This is a genomic window from Nocardioides sp. LML1-1-1.1 (assembly GCF_040676175.1).
Taxonomy (GTDB): Bacteria; Actinomycetota; Actinomycetes; order Propionibacteriales; family Nocardioidaceae; genus Nocardioides.
In genome coordinates this window covers 161,860-182,792 of record NZ_JBEGHK010000001.1, presented here as the reverse complement: position 1 = coordinate 182,792, position 20,933 = coordinate 161,860, and the positions used below count along the sequence as shown (strand labels likewise).

21 protein-coding genes are annotated in these 20,933 nt (G+C 71.8%); 12 read left to right on the top strand and 9 right to left on the bottom strand.

Features of this window, described 5'->3' with window-relative positions:
- Positions 1-13: 13 nt before the first annotated feature.
- Positions 14-1,432 carry an MFS transporter gene (locus tag MRBLML1_RS00845; protein WP_364510017.1) on the bottom strand — a complete coding sequence of 473 codons (1,419 nt, stop codon included), beginning with the start codon at positions 1,430-1,432 and terminating at the stop codon, positions 14-16.
- A 70-nt stretch (positions 1,433-1,502) separates the two neighbouring features.
- Here MRBLML1_RS00845 and MRBLML1_RS00840 point away from each other — a divergent pair, with 70 nt between their 5' ends.
- The gene (locus MRBLML1_RS00840) at positions 1,503-2,279 is read left to right on the top strand and encodes a DUF3027 domain-containing protein (RefSeq protein WP_364510014.1); all 777 of its coding nucleotides are present in this window, start codon (positions 1,503-1,505) and stop codon (positions 2,277-2,279) included.
- On the opposite strand, the gene MRBLML1_RS00835 is transcribed toward MRBLML1_RS00840, so the two are convergent.
- Both MRBLML1_RS00835 and MRBLML1_RS00830 read right to left on the bottom strand, forming a co-directional pair.
- Positions 2,251-2,886 (bottom strand): class I SAM-dependent methyltransferase, encoded by a 636-nt coding sequence (locus tag MRBLML1_RS00835; RefSeq protein ID WP_364510012.1) that lies wholly within the window; start codon positions 2,884-2,886, stop codon positions 2,251-2,253. The genes MRBLML1_RS00840 and MRBLML1_RS00835 overlap by 29 nt on opposite strands.
- On the bottom strand, positions 2,879-3,166 hold the full coding sequence (locus MRBLML1_RS00830; RefSeq protein ID WP_364510009.1) for a DUF2530 domain-containing protein: 288 nt from the start codon (positions 3,164-3,166) through the stop codon (positions 2,879-2,881). The genes MRBLML1_RS00835 and MRBLML1_RS00830 overlap by 8 nt, the downstream gene beginning before the upstream one ends.
- An 81-nt stretch (positions 3,167-3,247) precedes the next feature.
- Here MRBLML1_RS00830 and MRBLML1_RS00825 point away from each other — a divergent pair, with 81 nt between their 5' ends.
- The 10 genes from MRBLML1_RS00825 (at position 3,248) to MRBLML1_RS00780 (ending at position 14,230) form a co-directional block, all read left to right on the top strand.
- Positions 3,248-3,697 (top strand): MarR family transcriptional regulator, encoded by a 450-nt coding sequence (locus MRBLML1_RS00825; RefSeq protein WP_364510006.1) that lies wholly within the window; start codon positions 3,248-3,250, stop codon positions 3,695-3,697.
- A complete protein-coding gene (locus MRBLML1_RS00820; protein WP_364513080.1) occupies positions 3,601-4,992 on the top strand; it encodes an MFS transporter in 1,392 nt (463 codons plus the stop codon). The genes MRBLML1_RS00825 and MRBLML1_RS00820 overlap by 97 nt, the downstream gene beginning before the upstream one ends.
- Positions 4,989-6,446: an NCS2 family permease gene (locus MRBLML1_RS00815; protein WP_364510004.1), complete on the top strand. Its 1,458-nt coding sequence runs from the start codon at positions 4,989-4,991 to the stop codon at positions 6,444-6,446. Before MRBLML1_RS00820 ends, MRBLML1_RS00815 begins: the two co-directional genes overlap by 4 nt.
- 211 nt (positions 6,447-6,657) lie before the next feature.
- Complete coding sequence (gene rpsL, locus MRBLML1_RS00810) at positions 6,658-7,032, top strand: 30S ribosomal protein S12 (RefSeq protein ID WP_056708632.1); 375 nt, start codon at positions 6,658-6,660, stop codon at positions 7,030-7,032.
- A 1-nt stretch (position 7,033) separates the two neighbouring features.
- A complete protein-coding gene (gene rpsG / locus MRBLML1_RS00805) occupies positions 7,034-7,504 on the top strand; it encodes a 30S ribosomal protein S7 (RefSeq protein WP_028654596.1) in 471 nt (156 codons plus the stop codon).
- Between the two features lie 74 nt (positions 7,505-7,578).
- Complete coding sequence (gene fusA / locus MRBLML1_RS00800; RefSeq protein ID WP_364509999.1) at positions 7,579-9,702, top strand: elongation factor G; 2,124 nt, start codon at positions 7,579-7,581, stop codon at positions 9,700-9,702.
- 70 nt (positions 9,703-9,772) lie between these two features.
- Positions 9,773-10,966, top strand: a complete 1,194-nt coding sequence (gene tuf / locus MRBLML1_RS00795; protein WP_364509997.1) for an elongation factor Tu — start codon at positions 9,773-9,775, stop codon at positions 10,964-10,966.
- A gap of 113 nt (positions 10,967-11,079) precedes the next feature.
- Complete coding sequence (gene trmB, locus MRBLML1_RS00790) at positions 11,080-11,808, top strand: tRNA (guanosine(46)-N7)-methyltransferase TrmB (RefSeq protein ID WP_364509995.1); 729 nt, start codon at positions 11,080-11,082, stop codon at positions 11,806-11,808.
- A gap of 192 nt (positions 11,809-12,000) precedes the next feature.
- Positions 12,001-13,326 carry a PhoH family protein gene (locus MRBLML1_RS00785; protein ID WP_364509993.1) on the top strand — a complete coding sequence of 442 codons (1,326 nt, stop codon included), beginning with the start codon at positions 12,001-12,003 and terminating at the stop codon, positions 13,324-13,326.
- 346 nt (positions 13,327-13,672) lie between these two features.
- Positions 13,673-14,230 carry a lytic transglycosylase domain-containing protein gene (locus MRBLML1_RS00780; RefSeq protein WP_364509991.1) on the top strand — a complete coding sequence of 186 codons (558 nt, stop codon included), beginning with the start codon at positions 13,673-13,675 and terminating at the stop codon, positions 14,228-14,230.
- Positions 14,231-14,499: 269 nt separating this feature from the next.
- Here MRBLML1_RS00780 and MRBLML1_RS00775 read toward each other — a convergent pair whose 3' ends face one another.
- Positions 14,500-14,943: a hypothetical protein gene (locus MRBLML1_RS00775; protein WP_364509990.1), complete on the bottom strand. Its 444-nt coding sequence runs from the start codon at positions 14,941-14,943 to the stop codon at positions 14,500-14,502.
- 2 nt (positions 14,944-14,945) lie between these two features.
- Positions 14,946-16,358: an acyl-CoA synthetase gene (locus MRBLML1_RS00770; protein WP_364509988.1), complete on the bottom strand. Its 1,413-nt coding sequence runs from the start codon at positions 16,356-16,358 to the stop codon at positions 14,946-14,948.
- A 132-nt stretch (positions 16,359-16,490) separates the two neighbouring features.
- Between MRBLML1_RS00770 and MRBLML1_RS00765 the strand changes: the two genes are divergently transcribed.
- Complete coding sequence (locus tag MRBLML1_RS00765) at positions 16,491-16,802, top strand: hypothetical protein (protein ID WP_364509986.1); 312 nt, start codon at positions 16,491-16,493, stop codon at positions 16,800-16,802.
- A gap of 3 nt (positions 16,803-16,805) precedes the next feature.
- On the opposite strand, the gene MRBLML1_RS00760 is transcribed toward MRBLML1_RS00765, so the two are convergent.
- The 4 genes from MRBLML1_RS00760 to MRBLML1_RS00745 are packed head-to-tail and all read right to left on the bottom strand — an operon-like array spanning position 16,806 to position 20,921.
- Positions 16,806-18,194 carry a class II fumarate hydratase gene (locus MRBLML1_RS00760; protein WP_364509984.1) on the bottom strand — a complete coding sequence of 463 codons (1,389 nt, stop codon included), beginning with the start codon at positions 18,192-18,194 and terminating at the stop codon, positions 16,806-16,808.
- Between the two features lie 25 nt (positions 18,195-18,219).
- Positions 18,220-19,698, bottom strand: coding sequence for a hypothetical protein (locus MRBLML1_RS00755; protein WP_364509982.1), 1,479 nt, complete (start codon positions 19,696-19,698; stop codon positions 18,220-18,222).
- A gap of 27 nt (positions 19,699-19,725) precedes the next feature.
- On the bottom strand, positions 19,726-20,646 hold the full coding sequence (locus MRBLML1_RS00750) for a serine hydrolase domain-containing protein (protein ID WP_364509980.1): 921 nt from the start codon (positions 20,644-20,646) through the stop codon (positions 19,726-19,728).
- Positions 20,646-20,921, bottom strand: coding sequence for a zf-TFIIB domain-containing protein (locus tag MRBLML1_RS00745; RefSeq protein WP_364509978.1), 276 nt, complete (start codon positions 20,919-20,921; stop codon positions 20,646-20,648). The genes MRBLML1_RS00750 and MRBLML1_RS00745 overlap by 1 nt, the downstream gene beginning before the upstream one ends.
- Positions 20,922-20,933 lie beyond the last annotated feature (12 nt).

Here is a 20,933-nt window from a genome sequence, read left to right as displayed (position 1 = left end):
GCCGTCCCGGGTCTCAGCCGACGGTGACGGTGCGCTCGGCGCGCTCCTTGGCGCGCTTGGCCGGCCGCGTGCGCAGCACGAAGACCGCCCACACGCTCAGCAGCACCGCGGCGAAGCCGAGCCCGATCCCGTTGACCGCGGGGTAGGACAGGATCACGCCGAGGAAGCCGCCGACCACCCAGGCGAGCTGCAGCGTGGTGTCGCCCTTGGCGAAGGCGCTGGCGTGCGCCCGCACCGGCACGTAGGACTGGATCGTGGAGTCGAGGGAGACCTTGGCGAGGTACTGCATCAGGCCGACGGTCAGGCCCAGCACGATCAGCGGCACCAGCCCGTAGAAGAGGGTCGCGAAGACCAGCGCGGCGATGTCGGCGAGCAGCGCGACCACCACCATCACGGCCGGGTTGATCTTGCGGGCCAGCGAGGCGACCACGATGCCGACGGTGTTGCCGAGCCCGGCCGCGCCGACCACGAGCCCGACGCTCAGCGTCGCCTTGGTCTTGGTGTCCCAGCCCTCCAACGGCTCGGTCATCAGCACGAAGGTCATGAACATGGTCAGGAAGCCCGAGAGCAGCCGCGGGCCGCAGTTGGCGCGCAGCGCGAAGGAGACGCGCGGCGGCAGCCCGTTGCGTCGTACGCCGTCGCGGGGACCGTCGATCGACTCCTCGCCGCCCGAGGCGTCGACCTGGCCGGGCAGCAGGATCGCGGCGACGGTGCCGATCGTGAAGACCAGGAAGGCGTAGCGGCACGCCCACTCCGGCCCGATCCAGTACGCCGCGCCCGCGAGCGGGCCGGACACGCACGCCCCCACCACGCCGGCCAGCGCGACCCGGCCGTTGGCCTTGACGAGGGTGATCTCCTGCGGGACCAGGCGGGGGACGGCGGCGGCCTTGGCGACGCCGTAGGCCTTGGAGGAGACGAGGACGCCGAGCGCGGCGACGTAGAACCACGGCGATCCGTCGCTCAACGTGCCCGCCAGCACCCAGCACAGGAACGCGCGCAGCGCGAAGGTCGCGCCGATCGCCCAGCGCCGGCCGTGGCTGAACCGGTCGAGGAAGGGGCCGATCAGCGGGGCCACGATCGCGAACGGGACCATCGTCAGCCCGAGGAAGAGCAGCACCGGGCCGCGCTGGCCGCTGGTGGCGCCGGCGAAGAAGACGGTGCCGGCGAGCGCGATCGCGAACGCCGAGTCGCCTGCGGCGTTCGCGGCGTGCAGCTCGATCAGCCGGTTGAGGCCCGAGCGCTCGGCTCCCTGGGCACCGGCGGCCTTGCGCGCGCTGCGGACCGTGGCGGCGCTGGCGCGCCCGGTCACCCGGGCGAAGCCCTTGACCCCCCGCGCGGTCGCCTTGGCGGCGCGGATCGAGCCGGTCTCGTTCAGGGCGTCGTCGGGCGCGTCGGCGCCCGGGAGGCGCGGGTCGGGTCCGTCGGTGCTCACCTCTCCTATCTTGCCTGACCGCCGCGCCCCGGCGTGACGAGCGGGGCCCTGATGAGGAATGCTGTGCCCCGTGTCCACCCTCGAGCGCAAGCTGACCGACGCCGCCACCGCCGACGCGGTCGACGATGCCCGCGCGGCGCTGCTCGACGAGGTCGACGCCGCCGACGTCGGCGAGCACCTCGGCCACCAGGTCGACGGGCTGCGCGTCGTCACCCACCTGTTCGCCTGCCAGCGCAAGGGCTACGTCGGCTGGCAGTGGGCCGTCACGCTCACCCGCGCCTCGCGCCAGCGCAAGGTCACCGTGGTCGAGGTCGTGCTGCTGCCCGGCCCGGACGCGATCGTGGCCCCGGCGTGGGTGCCCTACCGCGACCGGCTCCAGCCCGGTGACATGTCGCCCGGCGACCTGCTGCCGGTCGACGACGAGGACCCGCGGCTCGTGCCGACGTACTCCTTCGGCGACGACCCGCTCGACACCGACGACAAGGCGCAGGTCCGCGAGGTCGCCAAGGACCTCGGCCTGGGCCGGGTCCGCGTGCTCTCCCCGGAGGGTCGCGACGCCGCCGCCGAGCGCTGGTACGACGGCGAGGCCGGCCCCGACGCGCCGATCGCCAAGTCCGCGCCGCACCACTGCCACTCCTGCGGCTTCCTGGTCCGGCTCAACGGCCCGCTCTCGGAGATGTTCGGGGTGTGCGCCAACGGCGACGCCAACGACGACGGCCGGGTGGTGGCCTACCAGCACGGCTGCGGCGGCCACTCCGAGGTCCGGCTGAGCAAGCGCCAGCAGCCGCTGCCGCCGGCCCCGCCCGTCCTGGACACGGTCAGCTCGGACGAGCTCGAGACCCTCTGAGGATCCACACCGCGTAGTCCTCGTCCACCGGACGCAGGTCGTAGCCGCCGAAGCGCTGCTCGACCACCAGGCCCGCGGCCTCGACGTCGGCGACGAAGTCCTCGGGCGCGTAGGAGCGCGCCGACGCCGGACCACCCCGCAGGTGGAAGCCGGCGAGGACCCGCCCGCCGGGGGCGAGCAGCTCGCCGAGCCGGGTGAGCACGGCGACCTCGGTGTCCTCGGCGAGGAAGGTCAGCACGTTGCCCACGCACACGACGAGGTCGTAGGCCGCCGGTGCGCCGGCGTCGGCGAGCGCCGCGGGGGTGAGCGCGAGGATCTCGTGGGGGAGCACCACCAGCCCCGGATAGGTACGACGGGCCTGGGCGACCAGTGCCGGGTCCGGCTCGGCCGCGACGACCCGGTGGCCCCGGTCGTGCAGGTACGCCCCGACCCGGCCCATGCCCGCACCGGCGTCGAGGACCGCGGCACCGCGCGGCAGCATGGCATCGGCCAGCCGGGCCTCGCCGTCGACGTCCTCGCCGCGCTCGATCAGCTGCGCGAAGCGCTCGCCGTAGCCGACGTTCCTCGCGCCGCCCAGGGCCCAGCGGGTCGGGGGGAGCTCACTCATCGTGGTCGCGCTCGGCGCGGACCAGCCGGCGGCGCTTGCAGTACTCCATGCCGAGCAGGCCGAGGCCGACGCCGGTGAGGCACATCCACAGCAGCCAGGTGCGGTCGTCCTCCTCCAGGCGGCCGTAGAACGGCAGCAGGCCGAGGAAGGCGAGCGCGAAGAGCGCGGTGCCGACCTGGACGGTGCGCACGCCGTCGACGTCGAGGGGCTCGACGGGCGCGATGAGGTAGGTCCGGCTGCCGATCTCGTGCTGGGTCGGCTGGTCGTCGCGGAGCTCCACACCCCGATCGTACGGCGCGCGCCCGGACCCCGGCCAGGCCGACCGGAATAGTTGCCCAAGGTAATGAGTTAGGCTAACGACATGCCGACCCAGGAGAAGCACGTGCGCACGACGGTGGGGCTCGCGACCGAGCTCCGCTTCTCGGTGATGCGCCTGCGCCGACGGTTGGTGCGCGAGCGCCACCCCGACAACGACCTCAGCCTCTCCGCGATGGCGGTGCTGTGGGCGCTCAACCGCTTCGGCGACCTCACCGTCGGCGCCCTCGCGTCCCGCGAGCAGGTCCGCCCGCCGAGCATGACCCGCACCGTCAACTGCCTCGCCGACGGCGGCCTCGTCGAGCGGCAGCCGCACCCGACGGACGGCCGGCAGGTCGTCGTACGGCTGACTGACGAGGGGCGCGCGGTGGTCAACGCCGACGCCGCCCGCCGCGACCGCTGGCTCTCGCGCCGGCTCGAGGAGCTCAGCCCCGCCGAGCGCGACGTGCTGCGCCAGGCCGCCCCGATCCTGCAGCGCATCGCCGCCGCCGACTGACCACGACCGACCCGCCCGACCCGAAGGAGCCCACCACGAGCCCCCGCTTCCGATCCCTCGCCCACCCCAACTACCGCCTCTACTTCGCCGGCAGCCTCGTCTCCAACGTCGGCACCTGGATGCAGCGCGTCGCCCAGGACTGGCTGGTCCTGACCATCCCCGGCAACGGCGGCGCCGCCCTCGGCATCACCACCGGCCTCCAGTTCCTGCCGGTCCTGCTGCTCTCGCCGTACGCCGGGGTGATCGCCGACCGCTTCCCCAAGCGCCGCCTGCTCCAGCTCACCCAGGCGCTGATGGCGCTCGCCTCGCTCCTGCTCGGCCTGGTCGCGGCCTTCGGCGCGGCCGAGACCTGGCACGTCTACGTCATCGCGTTCGTCTTCGGCATCGGCGCCGCCTTCGACGCCCCCGCGCGGCAGGCCTTCGTCTCGGAGATGGTCGGCACCGACGACGTGGCCAACGCGGTCAGCCTCAACTCCGCCGCCTTCAACACCGCGCGGATGATCGGCCCCGGCATCGCCGGGCTGCTGATCGGTGCCTTCGGGGGCGGGATGCGCGCCACCGGCTGGGTGATCCTCGTCAACGCCCTGTCGTACGCCGCGGTGATCTACCAGCTGCGGCGGATGGACCCCGAGACCCTGCACTCGCCGCGGCCGGTCGGCCGCGAGCCCGGCATGCTGCGTGCCGGCATGCGCTACCTGCGCGGCCAGCCGAAGATGCTGATGATCCTGGTGCTGGTCTTCTTCGTCGGCACCTTCGGGATGAACTTCCAGCTCACCTCCGCGCTGATGGCGACCGAGGTCTTCGGCAAGGGCGCCGAGGAGTACGGCATCCTCGGCTCGGTCCTCGCGATCGGCTCGCTCAGCGGCGCGCTGCTGGCCGCCGGCCGGGTGCGGGTCCGGGTGCGGCTGCTCATGGGGGCGGCGGTCGCCTTCGGGGCGCTAGAGATCGCGGCGGGCCTCGCGCCGTCGTACCTGCTCTTCGTGGCGCTGTGCCCCTTCCTCGGCCTGTCCGTCATCACCGTGCTCAACTCCTGCAACGCACTGCTGCAGACCGAGTCGGAGCCGGCCCTGCGCGGGCGGGTGATGGCGATCTACATGACGATCGTGATGGGCGGCACCCCGCTCGGCTCGCCGTTCATCGGCTGGATCGGCGAGCAGTACGGCGCGCGCTGGACCCTCGTCCTCGGCGGTGCCCTGGTGCTGGTCGGTGTCGGCCTGGCCGTGGTCGTGCGGCGGCTCGCAGGGCGGGACGCCCCGGTCCGGGCGGTCCCGGAGCCTGCCATGCTTCCTTCGTGAGCACGGCCGAATTCACCCCGCACCGCAGCCCCCTCGACCGTTACTTCCGCATCTCCGAGCGCGGCTCCACCGTGGGCCGGGAGCTGCGCGGTGGCCTGGTCACCTTCTTCACGATGGCCTACATCGTGGTGCTGAACCCGCTGATCCTCGGCTACGCGGTCGACGTCGACGGCAAGTTCCTCGGCGGCGGCGACCAGCCCAACCTGGCCGCGATCGCGGCCGGCACGGCGCTGGTGGCCGGGGTGCTGACGATCCTGATGGGCGTGGTGGCCAACTACCCGCTCGCCCTGGCGACCGGCCTGGGGCTCAACGCCTTCGTGGCCTTCTCGGTGGCCAGCCAGATGACCTGGGCCGACGCGATGGGCCTGATCGTGATCGAGGGCATCGTGATCCTGGTGCTGGTGCTCACCGGCTTCCGGACCGCGGTCTTCCGGGCGGTGCCCGCCCAGCTCAAGGTCGCCATCTCGGTCGGCATCGGCCTGTTCATCGCGCTGATCGGCTTCGTCGACGCGGGCGTCGTCAAGCGGATCCCGGACGCCGCCCAGACCACCGTCCCGGTCCAGCTCGGCGCCGACGGCAACCTCAACGGCTGGCCGGTGCTGGTCTTCGTCGGCGGCCTGCTGCTCATGCTGGCCCTGTGGGTGCGCCAGGTGCGCGGCGCGATCCTGATCTCCATCGTGACCATGACCGTCGTCGCGGTCGTCGTCGAGGCGATCGGCGACCTGGGCCGGGCCGCGGAGCGCTCGGGCGGCTGGGCGCTCACCGTGCCGTCGTGGCCCAAGGACTTCCACGCCCCCGACTTCGGGACGCTGGGGGAGTTCAACCTGCTCGGCTCCTGGGACAAGGCGGGCGTGGTCACCGTCCTGCTGCTGATCTTCTCGCTGCTGCTGGCCGACTTCTTCGACACCATGGGCACGATGACCGCCATCGGCGCCGAGGCCGACCTCCTCGACGAGGAGGGCATGCCGCCGAACGCCGAGCGGATCCTGGTCGTCGACTCGATCGCCGCCGTGGCCGGCGGCGCCGCGGGCGTCTCGTCGAACACGTCGTACATCGAGTCGGCCTCGGGCGTCGGCGAGGGCGCCCGGACCGGGCTCGCCTCGGTCGTGACCGGTCTGCTCTTCCTGGTCACGATCTTCCTCGCGCCGCTCGTCGCGATGATCCCGTCCGAGGCCGCCGTCCCGGCGCTGGTCCTGGTCGGCTTCTTGATGATGCAGCAGATCACCGGCATCGACTGGACCGACCTGGAGATCGCGATCCCGGCGTTCCTGACCATCGTGCTGATGCCGTTCACCTACTCCATCAGCGTCGGCATCGGCGCCGGCTTCGTCGCCTACGTCTTCCTCAAGGTCGTGCGTGGCAAGGCCCGCGAGCTGCACCCGCTGCTGTGGGGCGTCGCCGCCCTGTTCGTGATCTACTTCGCGATCGACCCGATCACCCGCTGGCTGACCTGAGATCCCGGCCGCTCCGGCATTTTGACCCTCCTTTGAGCGGCCGGTAATCTCGATTCTCGTGTCTGGGGCTACCCGGCACGTCGAGCATGCCCTCAGGTCAGAGCCCGGTTCCGGGCGTTGCCACGGGGATCAACATCCGGCACGCAGCAAGCATCATCCCGAGCCCGGCAGGTCGCCGAGCCGTGCAGACAAACCGAAAGGGAACCACCAGGTGCCCACCATCAACCAGTTGGTCCGCAAGGGCCGCCAGGACAAGGTGTCCAAGAGCAAGACGCCTGCCCTGAAGGGTTCGCCCCAGCGACGCGGTGTGTGCACCCGCGTCTACACCACCACCCCGAAGAAGCCGAACTCCGCCCTCCGCAAGGTCGCCCGTGTGCGGCTGAGCAGCGGCGTCGAGGTCACCGCCTACATCCCGGGTGAGGGTCACAACCTGCAGGAGCACTCGATCGTGCTCGTCCGTGGCGGTCGTGTGAAGGACCTGCCCGGTGTTCGTTACAAGGTCATCCGCGGCGCGCTGGACACCCAGGCCGTGAAGAACCGTAAGCAGGCTCGCAGCCGCTACGGCGCCAAGAAGGAGAAGAGCTGACATGCCGCGCAAGGGCCCCGCGCCGAAGCGCCCCATCGACGTCGACCCGGTCTACGGGTCGCAGCTGGTGAGCCAGCTCGTCTCGAAGGTGCTGCAGGACGGCAAGAAGCAGGTTGCTCAGCGGATCGTGTACGCCGCTCTGGAGGGCACCCGCGAGAAGACCGGCACCGACCCGGTCATCACCCTCAAGCGCGCGCTCGACAACGTGCGCCCCGCGCTCGAGGTCAAGTCCCGCCGCGTCGGCGGTGCGACGTACCAGGTCCCGGTCGAGGTCAAGGGCAACCGCGGCACCACGCTGTCGCTGCGCTGGCTCGTCGGCTACGCCCAGGAGCGTCGCGAGAAGACCATGGCCGAGCGCCTGCAGAACGAGATCCTCGACGCCGCCAACGGCCTCGGTGCCGCGGTGAAGAAGCGCGAGGACACGCACAAGATGGCCGAGTCCAACAAGGCATTCGCCCACTACCGCTGGTGATCTTCCGGGGCGGGCCCGCCACAGGCGGTGCCCGTCCCGTCACCCCATCCCAAACCTAAGGAACGCTGACCAACGTGGCAGTCGACATCACGACGGACCTGAACGTCGTCCGCAACATCGGCATCATGGCGCACATCGACGCCGGCAAGACCACCACCACCGAGCGCATCCTGTTCTACACCGGCATCACCTACAAGATCGGTGAGGTCCACGACGGCGGCGCCACGATGGACTGGATGGAGCAGGAGCAGGAGCGCGGCATCACGATCACGTCCGCCGCGACGACCTGCTGGTGGAAGAAGCACCAGATCAACATCATCGACACCCCCGGGCACGTCGACTTCACGGTCGAGGTCGAGCGCTCGCTGCGCGTCCTCGACGGTGCCGTCGCGGTCTTCGACGGTGTCGCCGGTGTGGAGCCCCAGTCGCAGACGGTGTGGCGCCAGGCCAACAAGTACGCCGTCCCGCGGATGTGCTTCGTCAACAAGCTCGACCGGACCGGTGCGGACTTCTACCGTGTCGTCGACTCGATCGTGCAGAAGCTGAACTCCACCCCGCTGATCCTCCAGATCCCGATCGGTGCCGAGGGCGACTTCATCGGCGTCGTCGACCTGGTCGAGATGAACGCCAAGGTCTGGCGCGGCGAGACCGCCCAGGGCGAGGACTACGTCGTCGAGGAGATCCCCGCGGACCTGGCCGACAAGGCCGCCGAGTACCGCGAGAAGCTCGTCGAGACGCTGGCCGAGGCCGACGACGACATCATGGAGGTCTACCTCGAGGACGGCGACACGTTCGACGTGCCGACCCTCAAGGCCGCCATCCGTCGCGCGACGCTCGCCGACAAGGTCAACCCGATCCTCACCGGCACCGCGTTCAAGAACAAGGGCGTCCAGCCCCTGCTCGACGCGATCGTCGACTACCTCCCCTCGCCGCTCGACGTGGACGCCATCGTCGGCCACAAGCCGGGCGCGGAGGAGACCGAGGAGAACGAGGTCGTCCGCCAGCCGTCGAGCGACGAGCCGCTGTCCGCGCTCGCGTTCAAGATCGCCGCTGACCCGCACCTGGGCAAGCTGACCTTCGTCCGCGTCTACTCGGGCAAGCTCGAGGCCGGCGCGACCGTGCTCAACGCGAGCAACGGCCGCAAGGAGCGGATCGGCAAGGTCTACCAGATGCACGCCAACAAGCGTGAGGAGATCGCGTCGGTCGGCGCCGGCCAGATCGTGGCCGTGATGGGCCTCAAGGACACCCGCACCGGGCACACGCTCTCCGACCCGTCCAAGCAGGTCGTGCTGGAGTCGATGACCTTCCCGGCGCCGGTGATCTCGGTCGCCATCGAGCCGAAGACCAAGGCCGACCAGGAGAAGCTCGGTGTCGCCATCGGGCGTCTCGCCGAGGAGGACCCGACCTTCGTCGTCAAGACCGACGAGGAGACCGGCCAGACCATCATCTCCGGCATGGGCGAGCTCCACCTGGAGATCCTCGTCGACCGGATGAAGCGCGAGTTCAAGGTCGAGGCCACCGTCGGCAAGCCGCAGGTCGCCTACCGCGAGACCATCCGCGGCACCGTGTCGAACCACAGCTACACGCACAAGAAGCAGACCGGTGGTTCGGGTCAGTTCGCGAAGGTCGTCATCTCGCTGGAGCCGAACACCGACCCCGAGACCGGTCTCGGTGCGGGCTACGAGTTCGTCAACAACGTCTCCGGTGGCCGCGTCCCGCGCGAGTACATCCCGTCCGTCGACAACGGCGGCCAGGAGGCCATGGAGTTCGGCGTGCTCGCCGGCTACCCGATGGTCGACGTGAAGTTCACCCTCGAGGACGGCGCCTACCACGACGTCGACTCCTCCGAGCTCGCGTTCAAGATCGCCGGCATCCAGTCGTTCAAGGAGGCCGCCCGCCGGGCGAACCCGTGCCTCCTCGAGCCGATGTTCGCCGTCGAGGTGACCACCCCCGAGGACTTCCTCGGCACGGTCATCGGCGACATCAACAGCCGTCGCGGCCAGATCCGCGCGCAGGAGGAGCGTCACGGCGACATCGTCGTGGCAGCCCTCGTGCCGCTGTCCGAGATGTTCGGGTACGTTGGCGACCTGAGGTCCAAGACCTCTGGTCAGGCGTCGTACTCGATGGAGTTTGACTCGTACGCCGAGGTTCCCACGAACATCGCCGACGAGATCATCAAGAAGGCGCGCGGCGAGTAATCTCCCGCAGGCCCTCGGCACCACCCCTTTAGTACGAGTCAAGTAACAACCACACCAGGAGGAGCCCCCAGTGGCTAAGGCGAAGTTCGAGCGGACCAAGCCGCACGTGAACATCGGGACGATCGGTCACATCGACCACGGCAAGACGACGCTGACCGCGGCGATCTCGAAGGTTCTGCACGACAAGTACCCGGACCTCAACGAGGCCTCGCCGTTCGACCAGATCGACAAGGCTCCCGAGGAGCGCCAGCGCGGCATCACGATCTCGATCGCGCACATCGAGTACCAGACCGAGGCGCGCCACTACGCGCACGTCGACTGCCCCGGTCACGCGGACTACATCAAGAACATGATCACCGGTGCCGCGCAGATGGACGGCGCGATCCTGGTGGTGGCCGCGACCGACGGCCCGATGCCGCAGACCCGTGAGCACGTGCTGCTCGCGCGCCAGGTCGGCGTCCCCGCCCTGGTCGTCGCGCTCAACAAGTGCGACATGGTCGACGACGAGGAGCTCATCGAGCTCGTCGAGATGGAGGTGCGCGAGCTCCTCTCCGAGTACGAGTACCCGGGTGACGACGTCCCGGTCGTCCGCGTGGCGGCCTTCCCGGCCCTCAACGGCGACGCCAAGTGGGGCGACTCGGTGGCCGAGCTCATGTCGGCCGTCGACGAGTACATCCCCCAGCCGGAGCGCGAGATCGACAAGCCGTTCCTCATGCCCGTCGAGGACGTCTTCACGATCACCGGTCGTGGCACCGTCATCACCGGTCGCATCGAGCGCGGCATCGTCAAGGTGAACGAGGAGGTCGAGATCATCGGCATCCGCGACACCGCGATCAAGTCGACCGTCACCGGCGTCGAGATGTTCCGCAAGCTGCTCGACGAGGGCCAGGCGGGCGAGAACGTCGGTCTGCTCCTGCGCGGCACCAAGCGCGAGGACGTCGAGCGCGGCATGGTCGTCGTGAAGCCGGGCACCACCACCCCGCACACCAACTTCGAGGCCTCGGTCTACATCCTCTCGAAGGAGGAGGGCGGCCGTCACACGCCGTTCTTCAACAACTACCGTCCGCAGTTCTACTTCCGGACCACCGACGTGACCGGCGTCGTGACCCTCCCCGAGGGCACGGAGATGGTCATGCCGGGCGACAACACGGACATGACGGTCGAGCTGATCCAGCCGATCGCCATGGACGAGGGCCTGAAGTTCGCGATCCGTGAGGGTGGCCGCACCGTCGGCGCCGGCCGGGTCACGAAGATCACCAAGTGATCTCGGCAGGCCCGATCCACCGGATCTGACCTGCTTCGGGGAAGCCCCGCTGCCTTCGGGCGGTGGGGCTTCCTGCTTTTTGAGCGCGGTGCCCGTGCCGGGAGAATGGGCGGGTGAACGACGGAGTACGCCCCGCCCGCCCCCACCACAAGCTGACCGACGACGGCCGGCCGGTGCGCGAGGTGCTGACCTACGCCCGTCGCGGGAGCCGGCTCTCCTCGCCCCGCCAGGAGCGGGGCTGGGCGCAGCACGCCGAGGAGTGGGTGATCCCGGACGAGGCGGTCGAGGCGGACGACTTCAGCTGGTCGCGGTGGTTCGGCCGCGAGGCCCCGATGATCGTCGAGATCGGCGGGGGTGTCGGGGAGGCGACGGCGGCGCTGGCCGCCGCGCGTCCGTCGTACAACATCTTGTCGCTGGAGGTCTGGGTGCCCGGCGTGGCCGAGAGCATGTGGCGGGTGGGCGAGGCCGGAGCGAGCAACGTGCGCTTCTGCAGCGTCGACGCCGTGTGGACGCTGGAGCACCTGTTCGGCGAGCAGGACGTCGCGGAGCTGTGGACCTTCTTCCCCGACCCGTGGCACAAGGCCCGGCACCACAAGCGCCGCCTGGTCAACGAGGAGAACGCGCGGCTGCTCGCCTCGCGGCTCGCGGGCGGCGGACTGTGGCGGCTGGCGACCGACTGGGCGGAGTACGCCGAGCAGATGGTCGAGGTGCTCGACGCGGAGCCGCTGCTCGAGGGCGGCGTCGTGGAGCGGTGGGCCGAGCGGCCGGTCACCAAGTTCGAGCGCAAGGGGCGTGCCAAGGACCGCGTCATCACCGACCTGGCGTACCGGCGCGTCATCTGACATTAACCTCCGCGGTGCGGCGTGGCGCCCGTCCCGGCCCGGCGGCGGGCGTACCTTCCGAGTCAGTGGCAGGTGGGGAAGCCGGCCACATCGGGAGGCCCGACGTGAACCATCACGACTGCGCAACCCGGTCCGTCTTCAAGGGATAGGGCCGGGCGGCCCTGACGGGCGCGCGGTCCGGTGAGGTGAATCGTGGCGAACACGAAGGCCCAGGCCAGCACGCAGCGCCGTACCTACGTCCTCGACACCAGCGTCCTGCTGGCCGATCCCGCGGCGCTCCGGCGCTTCGAGGAGCACGAGGTCGTCCTCCCCGTCGTGGTGATCACGGAGCTGGAGGGCAAACGGCACCACCCGGAGCTCGGGTACTTCGCGCGCAGCGCCCTGCGGATGCTCGACGAGATGCGGGTCAGCCACGGCCGCCTCGACACGCCCGTCCCCGTGGGTGAGGACGGCGGCTCGGTGCGCGTCGAGCTGAACCACACCGATGCGGCCTCGTTGCCCTCCGGCTTCCGGCTGGGCGACAACGACACGCGGATCCTGGCTGTCGCGCGCAACCTCGCCGACGAGGGGCACCGGGTCACCCTGGTCTCCAAGGACCTGCCGATGCGGATCAAGGCGTCCGCGGTGGGCCTGGACGCCGAGGAGTACCGCGGCGAGGCGATCAGCGACTCCGACACCGGCTACTCCGGCATGACCGAGGTGGACGTGTCGGCCGACCACCTCGACGAGCTGTACGACGACGGCACGCTCGACCTCGCCGAGGCCCGGGACCTGCCCTGCCACACCGGCCTGGTCATGCTGTCCGAGCGTGGCACCGCGCTGGGCCGGGTCGGCCCGGGCAAGCAGGTGCACCTGGTCCGTGGTGACCGGGAGGCATTCGGCATCCACGGCCGCAGCGCGGAGCAGCGGGTCGCGCTGGAGCTGCTGCTCGACCCCGAGGTCGGCATCGTCTCGCTCGGCGGCCGGGCCGGCACCGGCAAGTCCGCGCTGGCCCTGTGCGCCGGTCTGGAGGCCGTCATGGAGCGCCAGCAGCACAAGAAGGTCGTCGTGTTCCGCCCGCTCTTCGCGGTGGGCGGGCAGGAGCTGGGCTACCTGCCCGGCAGCGAGTCGGAGAAGATGTCGCCCTGGGGCCAGGCCGTGTTCGACACCCTCGGTGCGCTCACCTCCCGCGACGTGGTCGACGAGATCCTCGACCGGGGGATGCTCGAGGTGCTCCCGCTGACGCACATCCGTGGGCGCTCGCTGCACGACTCGTTCGTGATCGTCGACGAGGCGCAGTCGCTGGAGCGCAACGTGCTGCTCACGGTGCTCTCCAGGATCGGCGCCAACTCCAAGGTGGTGCTGACCCACGACGTCGCGCAGCGCGACAACCTCCGGGTCGGGCGGCACGACGGCATCGTCGCGGTGGTGGAGAAGCTCAAGGGGCACCCGCTGTTCGCGCACGTCACGCTGACCCGCTCCGAGCGGTCGCCGATCGCGGCGCTGGTCACCGAGATGCTGGAGAACGTGGTGGTCTGACCCACCCGCGCACGAACGCCCCGGCGGACCTGGTCCGCCGGGGCGTCGTACGTCGCGGGGCGGATGTGACGCGTGGGACGGACGGGATGCGGAATGTCGAAACAAGGCGGACCGATGTCGCGGTTCGGTTTGCACCTCGCCAGGGGCTCAGGCATGGTGGACGCTGGTCGCCGGCGGTGACGACGAGGAAGTCGGGCCCGATCGGGCGGTGACCTGAGTCCTGACGTCGAGCCCGAAGTCGAGAATTTTGTCGAAGCACGCCAAGCCCGCGCCCAAGCACCGCGGAGCGCCGAAGCATGCCCATCTCGCCGAAGCCCCTCGCAAGGCAGCCCGCAACGTGGTCGTCATGTCGTCGGTGGCCGTCGCCGTCACCGGTGTCTCGGTGACCGCCGGTGTCCTCGGCAACGGCACGACCGCGCCGGCCGCCAGCGCTGACATCGACGCCGTCGGCACCGCCGGGCAGACCGTCCCCGCGGCCAGCACCGAGCGCCGTGACGCCGTCGTGTCCCGCTCGGACCGCCGTCCCGAGGCGGACCCCGCCAAGACCGCCAGCCTCGCCCAGGCCACCGGCTCCGCGATGACCGACGAGCGCAAGCTCTCCGACTCCGACCCGCGCGACATCGCCCGCGCGCTGCTCTCGGAGTTCGGCTTCTCCGCCGACCAGTTCAGCTGTCTCGACTCGCTGTGGACCCGCGAGTCCGGCTGGCGGGTCAACGCCGACAACCCGAGCTCCAGCGCCTACGGCATCCCGCAGGCCCTGCCCGGCTCGAAGATGTCGTCGGCCGGCGCGGACTGGGCCACCAACCCCGCCACCCAGATCCGGTGGGGGCTGGGCTACATCCAGAGCCGCTACGGCTCGCCCTGCAGCGCGTGGGGCCACAGCGAGAGCCACAACTGGTACTGAGCTGGATGGCGCGAGCGTGTCGGCGCTTCGCTTGACACGCTGCCGCGCCGCGGTTGGCTTGCGTAGGTGGTGCCGTCCGCCTGGCGGCAAGACTTGCCGTCCCGCGCGAAGTCCCGTCCGCCTGCGCTCCGGTCGCTCCTGCGTCGCTCCCTGCGCTGCGGCGCCCGTGATTCCCGCGAAGCCGGCTGGAGCGCCCTGGGCACGCACGTGTCTTCGCTCAGCCCTGCCTGCGATCGGCTCGCGTAGGGGCACCGCCCGCCGGGGCGCGCTCAGAGCGCGGGGCAGTCGTCGGTGACCTCGATCCGCACCGCGGTCGGGTCGTACGGCGTGTCCAGCGGGGTCCCCGCGACGAGCGGCGCCAGGTCCAGGGGATGGCCGGTGGGGGCGTCGGCGACCTCGACGAACACCGTGTCGGTGCGGTCGACCGCACCGCACACGGCGCGAGCGGTGGCGAGGAGCGCCTCCGCCTCGAACGTGGCGCTGGGGAAGGTGATGGCGACGGTCATCTCCTGGGCGAAGCCGTTCTTCTGCGACCTGACGGCCACCCCCGTCGCGTCGGGCAGGGCGCCGGAGACGGCAGCGCGGACCTCGCCGTCGACATCCGGGCCGCCGTGCTTGCCCGACCACTCGTTGCGGAGTGCGGCGCAGCCGCTCAGCGCGGCCACGAGGACGCCGAGGGCGGCCACGGGAGCGAGCGCGCGTCGGGTCCGCACCACTAGACCAGCCGCCTCTTCTGGACCTTGCCCATCTCGTTGCGGGGGAGGTCCTCGAGGAAGCGCACCTGGCGGGGCCGCTTGTGGGCGCTCAGCTCCGCGCCGACGTGGGCGACCAGCTCCTCGGCCAGCGCCGCCTCGGGCGCGACGGCTGGACGCGGCACGACGAAGGCGATGATGCGCTGCCCCAGGTCGTCGTCCGGTACGCCGACCACGGCGCACTCCGCGACCGCCGGGTGGCCGAGCAGGGTGGACTCGATCTCGCCGGCCCCGATCCGGTAGCCACCGGACTTGATGAGGTCCACCGAGGCGCGTCCGACGATGCGGTGGCGGCCGTCGGGGGAGATGCAGGCGACGTCGCCGGTGCGGAACCAGCCGTCGTGGGTCCGCACGGCGGCGGTGGCCTCGGGACGGTTCAGGTAGCCCGAGAAGAGAGCGGGCCCGCGGACCTCGAGCTGGCCGACGGACTCGCCGTCGTGGGGGACCGGTGCGCCCTCGTCGTCGCGGAGCCGGGTCTCCACCCCCGCGAGCGGCACGCCGACCCAGCCGGCCTCGCGCCGCCCGTCGGCTCGGGTCGCGACGGTGATCAGGGTCTCGCTCATGCCGTAGCGCTCGGCGACCTCGTGACCGGTCAGGGCGCGCAGCCGCTCGAAGACCGGCGCCGGCAGCGCGGCGCTGCCGGACACCAGCAGCCGGGCCGCGCGCAGCGCGTCGGCGTGCTCGGGGGCGTCGGCGAGCCGGCTCCACACGGTGGGCACACCGAAGAAGAGGGTGGCACCGGCGCGAGCCGCAGCGGCGTACCGCTCCGGGGTCGGCTTGCCCACGTGCACCAGGCCGCTGCCGAGCCGCAGCGCGCCGAGCACGCCGAGCACCAGGCCGTGCACGTGGAAGAGCGGCAGGCCGTGGGCGAGCACGTCGTTGCCGGTCCACGCCCAGGCGTCGGCCACGCCGTCGAGGCCGGCCGCGAGGGCGTCGTACGACAGCAGGACGCCCTTCGGCAGGCCGGTGGTGCCGGAGGTGTAGAGCACGAAGGCGATGGCGCCGGGCGCCACCTCGGGGGCGTCGTACGGCGACCGGGCGGCGAGGTCGACCGCGACGTGGGGCAGGTCGTGCGGGGCGGGGGGCACGGGGCCCACCCAGCAGTCGGGGGTGCTGTCGGTCAGCACGTGGCGCAGCTCGCCGGCGCCCGCGTCCGGCGGCACCGGTACGACGGTCCGACCCGCCAGCAGCGCGCCGACCACCGCGACGATGGTCTCCAGCGTGGGCGTGGCGTGCACGGCGACCCGCTCACGCCCGGCGAGCGCCGGCGCGAGCGCGGCGGCGGCGCCGAGCAGGTCGGCGGCGTCCATCGTCGTGCCGTCGACGCTGACCGGGCGGCCGGTGCCGGCGACGAGGGCGCGGAGGAGGTCGGTCACGGGCCCCATCCTGCCGCGCGGCGCGGTGGACGCCACGCCCGGGCGCGTGCGGCGCCACCCGCCCGGCCGCCCGGAGGTGCATGATGCAGGGAGGGGGGCACGGGTGCCCCGCCACGACGGAAGGACTCCCGCATGCTCTGGACCATCATCGTCACCATCGTCGGCGGTGCCGTCATCGGCCTGATCGGCAAGGCCGTGGCACCGGGGGACCGCACCAAGTTCCCGCTCTGGCTGACCGTGCTCTGCGGCATCGTCGGCATGCTCGTCGGCAGCTTCGTCTACTGGGGCCTGTTCGGCCACAACAACAAGCCCTTCGACGGCCACGAGGCCACCTGGGACAACGCCACCAACGGCATCGACTGGCTGCGCCACCTGTGGCAGATCGGCGTCGCCGCGGTGGCCGTGATCGCCGCCGCCGCCCTGACCGGCCGGCAGAAGGCCTAGCCCCTACGGCCGGGTCATCGACGGGAGGTCGAGCGCGGCGTCCAGCTCCTCCAGCGTGAGGTCGCCGCGCTCGACGTAGCCCAGCTCCAGGACGGTCTCGCGGATGGTGCGTCCGTTCGCGAGCGCCTGCTTGGCGATCTTGGCGGCGGCCTCGTAGCCGATGTGGCGGTTGAGCGGCGTCACCACCGACGGTGAGGACGCGGCGTAGCGGGCCATCCGCTCGACGTCGGCGGTGATCCCGTCGATGCAGCGTCGCGCCAGCGTGGTCGAGGCCGTGGACAGCAGGCGCACCGACTCCAGCAGGTTGCGCGCGATGACCGGCATCGCGACGTTCAGCTCGAAGCTGCCGCTCGCGCCCGCGGCGGTCACGGTCGCGTCGTTGCCGATGACCTGCATGCAGACCATCAAGGTGGCCTCCGGCAGCACCGGGTTGACCTTGCCGGGCATGATCGAGGACCCCGGCTGCAGGTCGGGCAGGTGGATCTCGGCCAGGCCGGTGGTCGGGCCGGAGCCCATCCAGCGCAGGTCGTTGCAGATCTTGGTCAGCCCGACCGCGATCGTGCGCAGCACCCCGCTCAGCTCGACCAGCGAGTCCCGGGTGCCCTGCGCCTCGAAGTGGTTGCGCGCCTCGGTGAACGGCTGGCCGGTGGCCTCGCCGAGTGCCGTGATGGCGGCCTGCGCGAACCCCGGCGGGGTGTTGATGCCGGTGCCGACGGCCGTGCCGCCCAGGGGGAGCTCGCGCACCCGCGGCAGCACCGACTCCAGCCGCTCGACGCCGTAGCGCACGGTCGCGGCGTAGCCACCGAGCTCCTGGCCCAGCATCACCGGGGTGGCGTCCATCAGGTGCGTGCGCCCGGACTTCACCACGTCGGCGAACTCCGTCGCCTTCGCCTCCAGCGAGCCGGCCAGCACGTCGAGCGCCGGCAGCAGGTCCCGTACGACGGCGAGGGTCGCCGCCACGTGCAGGGCGGTCGGGAAGGTGTCGTTGCTCGACTGGCTGGCGTTGACGTGGTCGTTGGGGTGGACCGCGGCACCGGTGCGGCCGGCGAGGGTCGCGATCACCTCGTTGGCGTTCATGTTCGAGCTGGTCCCCGAGCCGGTCTGGAAGACGTCGATCGGGAACTGGTGGTCGTGCTCGCCGTCGGCCACCGCCCGCGCCGCCTCGGTGATCGCCGCCGCCAGGTCGGCCGGCAGCACGCCGAGGTCGGCGTTCGCCCGCGCCGCGGCGGCCTTGACCTCGCCGAGCGCGTGCACGAGCGCCGGCTCGATCGGGGTGCCGCTGATCGGGAAGTTCTCGACCGCGCGCTGGGTCTGGGCCTGCCAGAGCGCGGCGGCCGGGACCCGGACCTCGCCCATGGAGTCGTGCTCGATGCGGAAGTCCTCGGTGCTCACCCCACCGACGTTAGCGCGCTCCTGATCAGCCCCACACCAGGTAGCGCACGCTGACGGTGAACGCCTTCACGTCATAGCGGCGCCCGGCGTTGGTGCCGACCTTCCACGCGACGAACGGGCGGCCACCGATCGTGCGCAGCGCGTCCTTCGCCGGCACCCGGGGCGCGGCGTAGAAGCCGAGGGGCGCGCCCAGCCCGCGGGGGGCGAGCGCCACCGGGCCGTCGTAGACCAGGACGGCGGTCGAGGACCCGTGGCCGAGCGAGGCGCCGCCGTAGGCCGTCACCTGGACGTCGAGGTAGGACACCGCGGCCGGGACGGCCTGCAGGTGGGAGGTGGTCACGGTGGAGGCCGAGGGCGTCGTGGTGCCGCAGCGGGTGTTGGCGTAATAGCCCAGCGAGCCGCTCCACCCGCGGGAGGCGGGACTGGCCAGGGTCGAGCACACGCCGACCACCCGGGCGGACGTGGTGGTGCGAGCGCTCGTGGAGTAGGTGAACGTCTTGGTGACGAGCCGCTCGACGCGGACCGGGATGTCGACCGTGCTGACGTGACCGGCGGCGTCCCTCAGCCGCAGGTCGTAGGTGCCGGCGGGGAGCGGCTGGCCGTCGGCGCCGCGCCCGTCGAAGGTCGTGTGCCAGGCCGTCTCCGGCTCGATCCACGCCTCCAGCGTGCGCACCGGCGCGCCCGACGGGTCGTGGACGACGAACACGTCGTCAGGCGCCGGGTCGGGGCCGATCGCGGTGATGTCGACGGTGCTGGTCGCGTCGGTGGCCTCGGGCCGCACGACCGGGTCGGCCGGTGAGCTGTCCCGGACGATCGGGGCGTGGGTGTCGACGACGGCGTCGTACGCGATCGGCGGCTCGAACTCGTCGCAGTAGTACTCGCTCACGTTCGAGACCACGCCCGTGCACCGCTGGACGCGCACGGTGCCGGCGCCCTCACGGACGGACACCGTCGTCGTTCCCGCCCGGTCGAGGACCTGGGCGGCCGTCGAGCTGCCGCTCCTCCCGTCCCACCAGGCCTTGAGCAGGCCGCCGCCGTGCGGGTCCGAGACGGTCACCGTGAGCTGCTCTCCGGCGTCCAGGGTGCCGTCGGCGGGGGAGAAGGTGACCTCCGGGCGGGAGTCCGTGGGCTGGAACTTCTCCGAGACGACGGCCGGCTGGTCGCCGTTGGGGGAGCAGGAGCTGTAGACCTCGGCCGTGCAGGGCGTGACACCGACCTGGCTCTGTGGGCCGGAGGGCTCGCGCATGCCCCACGTCTCCAGGTCGAAGCTCGCCTGGTGCGTCGCCGGGTCGACGGGGAAGAAGTCCCTGTCCCCGGGCCAGCTGCCGTGGGAGCCGAAGACGACGTGGACCCAGGCGGTGTCGGCGGTGACGGTGCCGGTCACGTGACCGGGCGTGGTCGTCCAGTCGAGCGAGCTGATGACCGGGGCGGTGGCGGCGTGGGCCGGGGCGACCCCGACGACGAGCGGGCACGCCAGCAGCAGGCCCGAGAGGAGACGGCGCATGGCGCGATCGTAGGTGGGGTGGAGCCGCTACGGGGAGCTTCGGAGCAGGTCGTATCCGATCCGGTCGACCGACCGGGTCGACGCCCGTACGACGGCCACGGCGCGCCCTGCGTCCCGGTCCAGCCCGACGTAGGACCGCCAGCCACCCGTCCCGCCGTTGTGCCAGGTCGTGGTCCGGCCGCGGGCCGAGGTGGTGAGCCAGGCGGCGCCGATCCGCACGGCCGGACCGGCGAAGCGGGCGGTGGGGTCCAGCGCGTCGGCGCCGGGGACGCTGCCGTCGAGCAGCGCCGCGGCGAAGGTGGCGAGGTCGGGCAGCGTGGAGCGGATCCCGCCGGCGGGGCCGATGCCCTCACCGGTCCACGCCTCGACGGGCCGGCCGCCGCGGGCGCGCCCGGTGACCGCGTGCGCGGACAGCTCGGCGGGGCTCGCGGGGACGTACCAGCTGGCCAGGCCCAGTGGCTCGGCGATCCGGGTCCGCACGAGCTCGGCGTAGGCGAGGCCCGCGACGGCCGCGACGGCGTGGCCGAGCAGCTCGAAGCCGAGGTTGGAGTAGGCGGGCCGGGGCCGGCCGACCTTCGTCGCACGGGTCTGCTCCAGCAGTGCGGCGAGCGTGTCGCCGTACGGGTTGGCCTGGTGGCGCCACAGCCGCCAGGACCGGCCGAGCATCCCGGGGATGGCGGGCAGCCGGGGCAGGCCGGAGCGGTGCTGGGCCAGCGAGCCCAGGGTGACGCCGCCGGCCGGGCACCCGGCCAGCGGCAGGTGCTGCTGCAACAGGTCCTCGGGGGTGACCTCGCCCCGGGCGACGGCGTCGCGGTACAGCAGCCCGGTCACGCCCTTGGACACCGAGCCGATCTCGACGTCGCCGTCGTCCGGCAGCAGGTGCGCGGACAGCGAGACGACGCCCCGGTCCACGACGGCCACGCCCCAGGGGACGTCGCCGAGGTCCATCAGTCGAAGAGCTCGGAGAGCCAGCTCTCCCGCTTGCGCTTCTTGCCGTAGCCCTGCTGGGGGTAGCCCTGGTCGCGGCGACGGTGGTCGTCGTAGCGGTCGTACTGCTGGGGAGCCTGCTGCGGTGCCGGTGCGGCCTGGCCGACCGAGCGGTCGATGATCTTGTCCAGCTCGCCGCGGTCCAGCCAGACGCCACGGCACTGCGGGCAGTAGTCGATCTCGATGCCGTTCCGGTCGCTCATCACCAGCGTGGTCTCGTCAACGGGGCAGCGCATGCCTGGTCAACG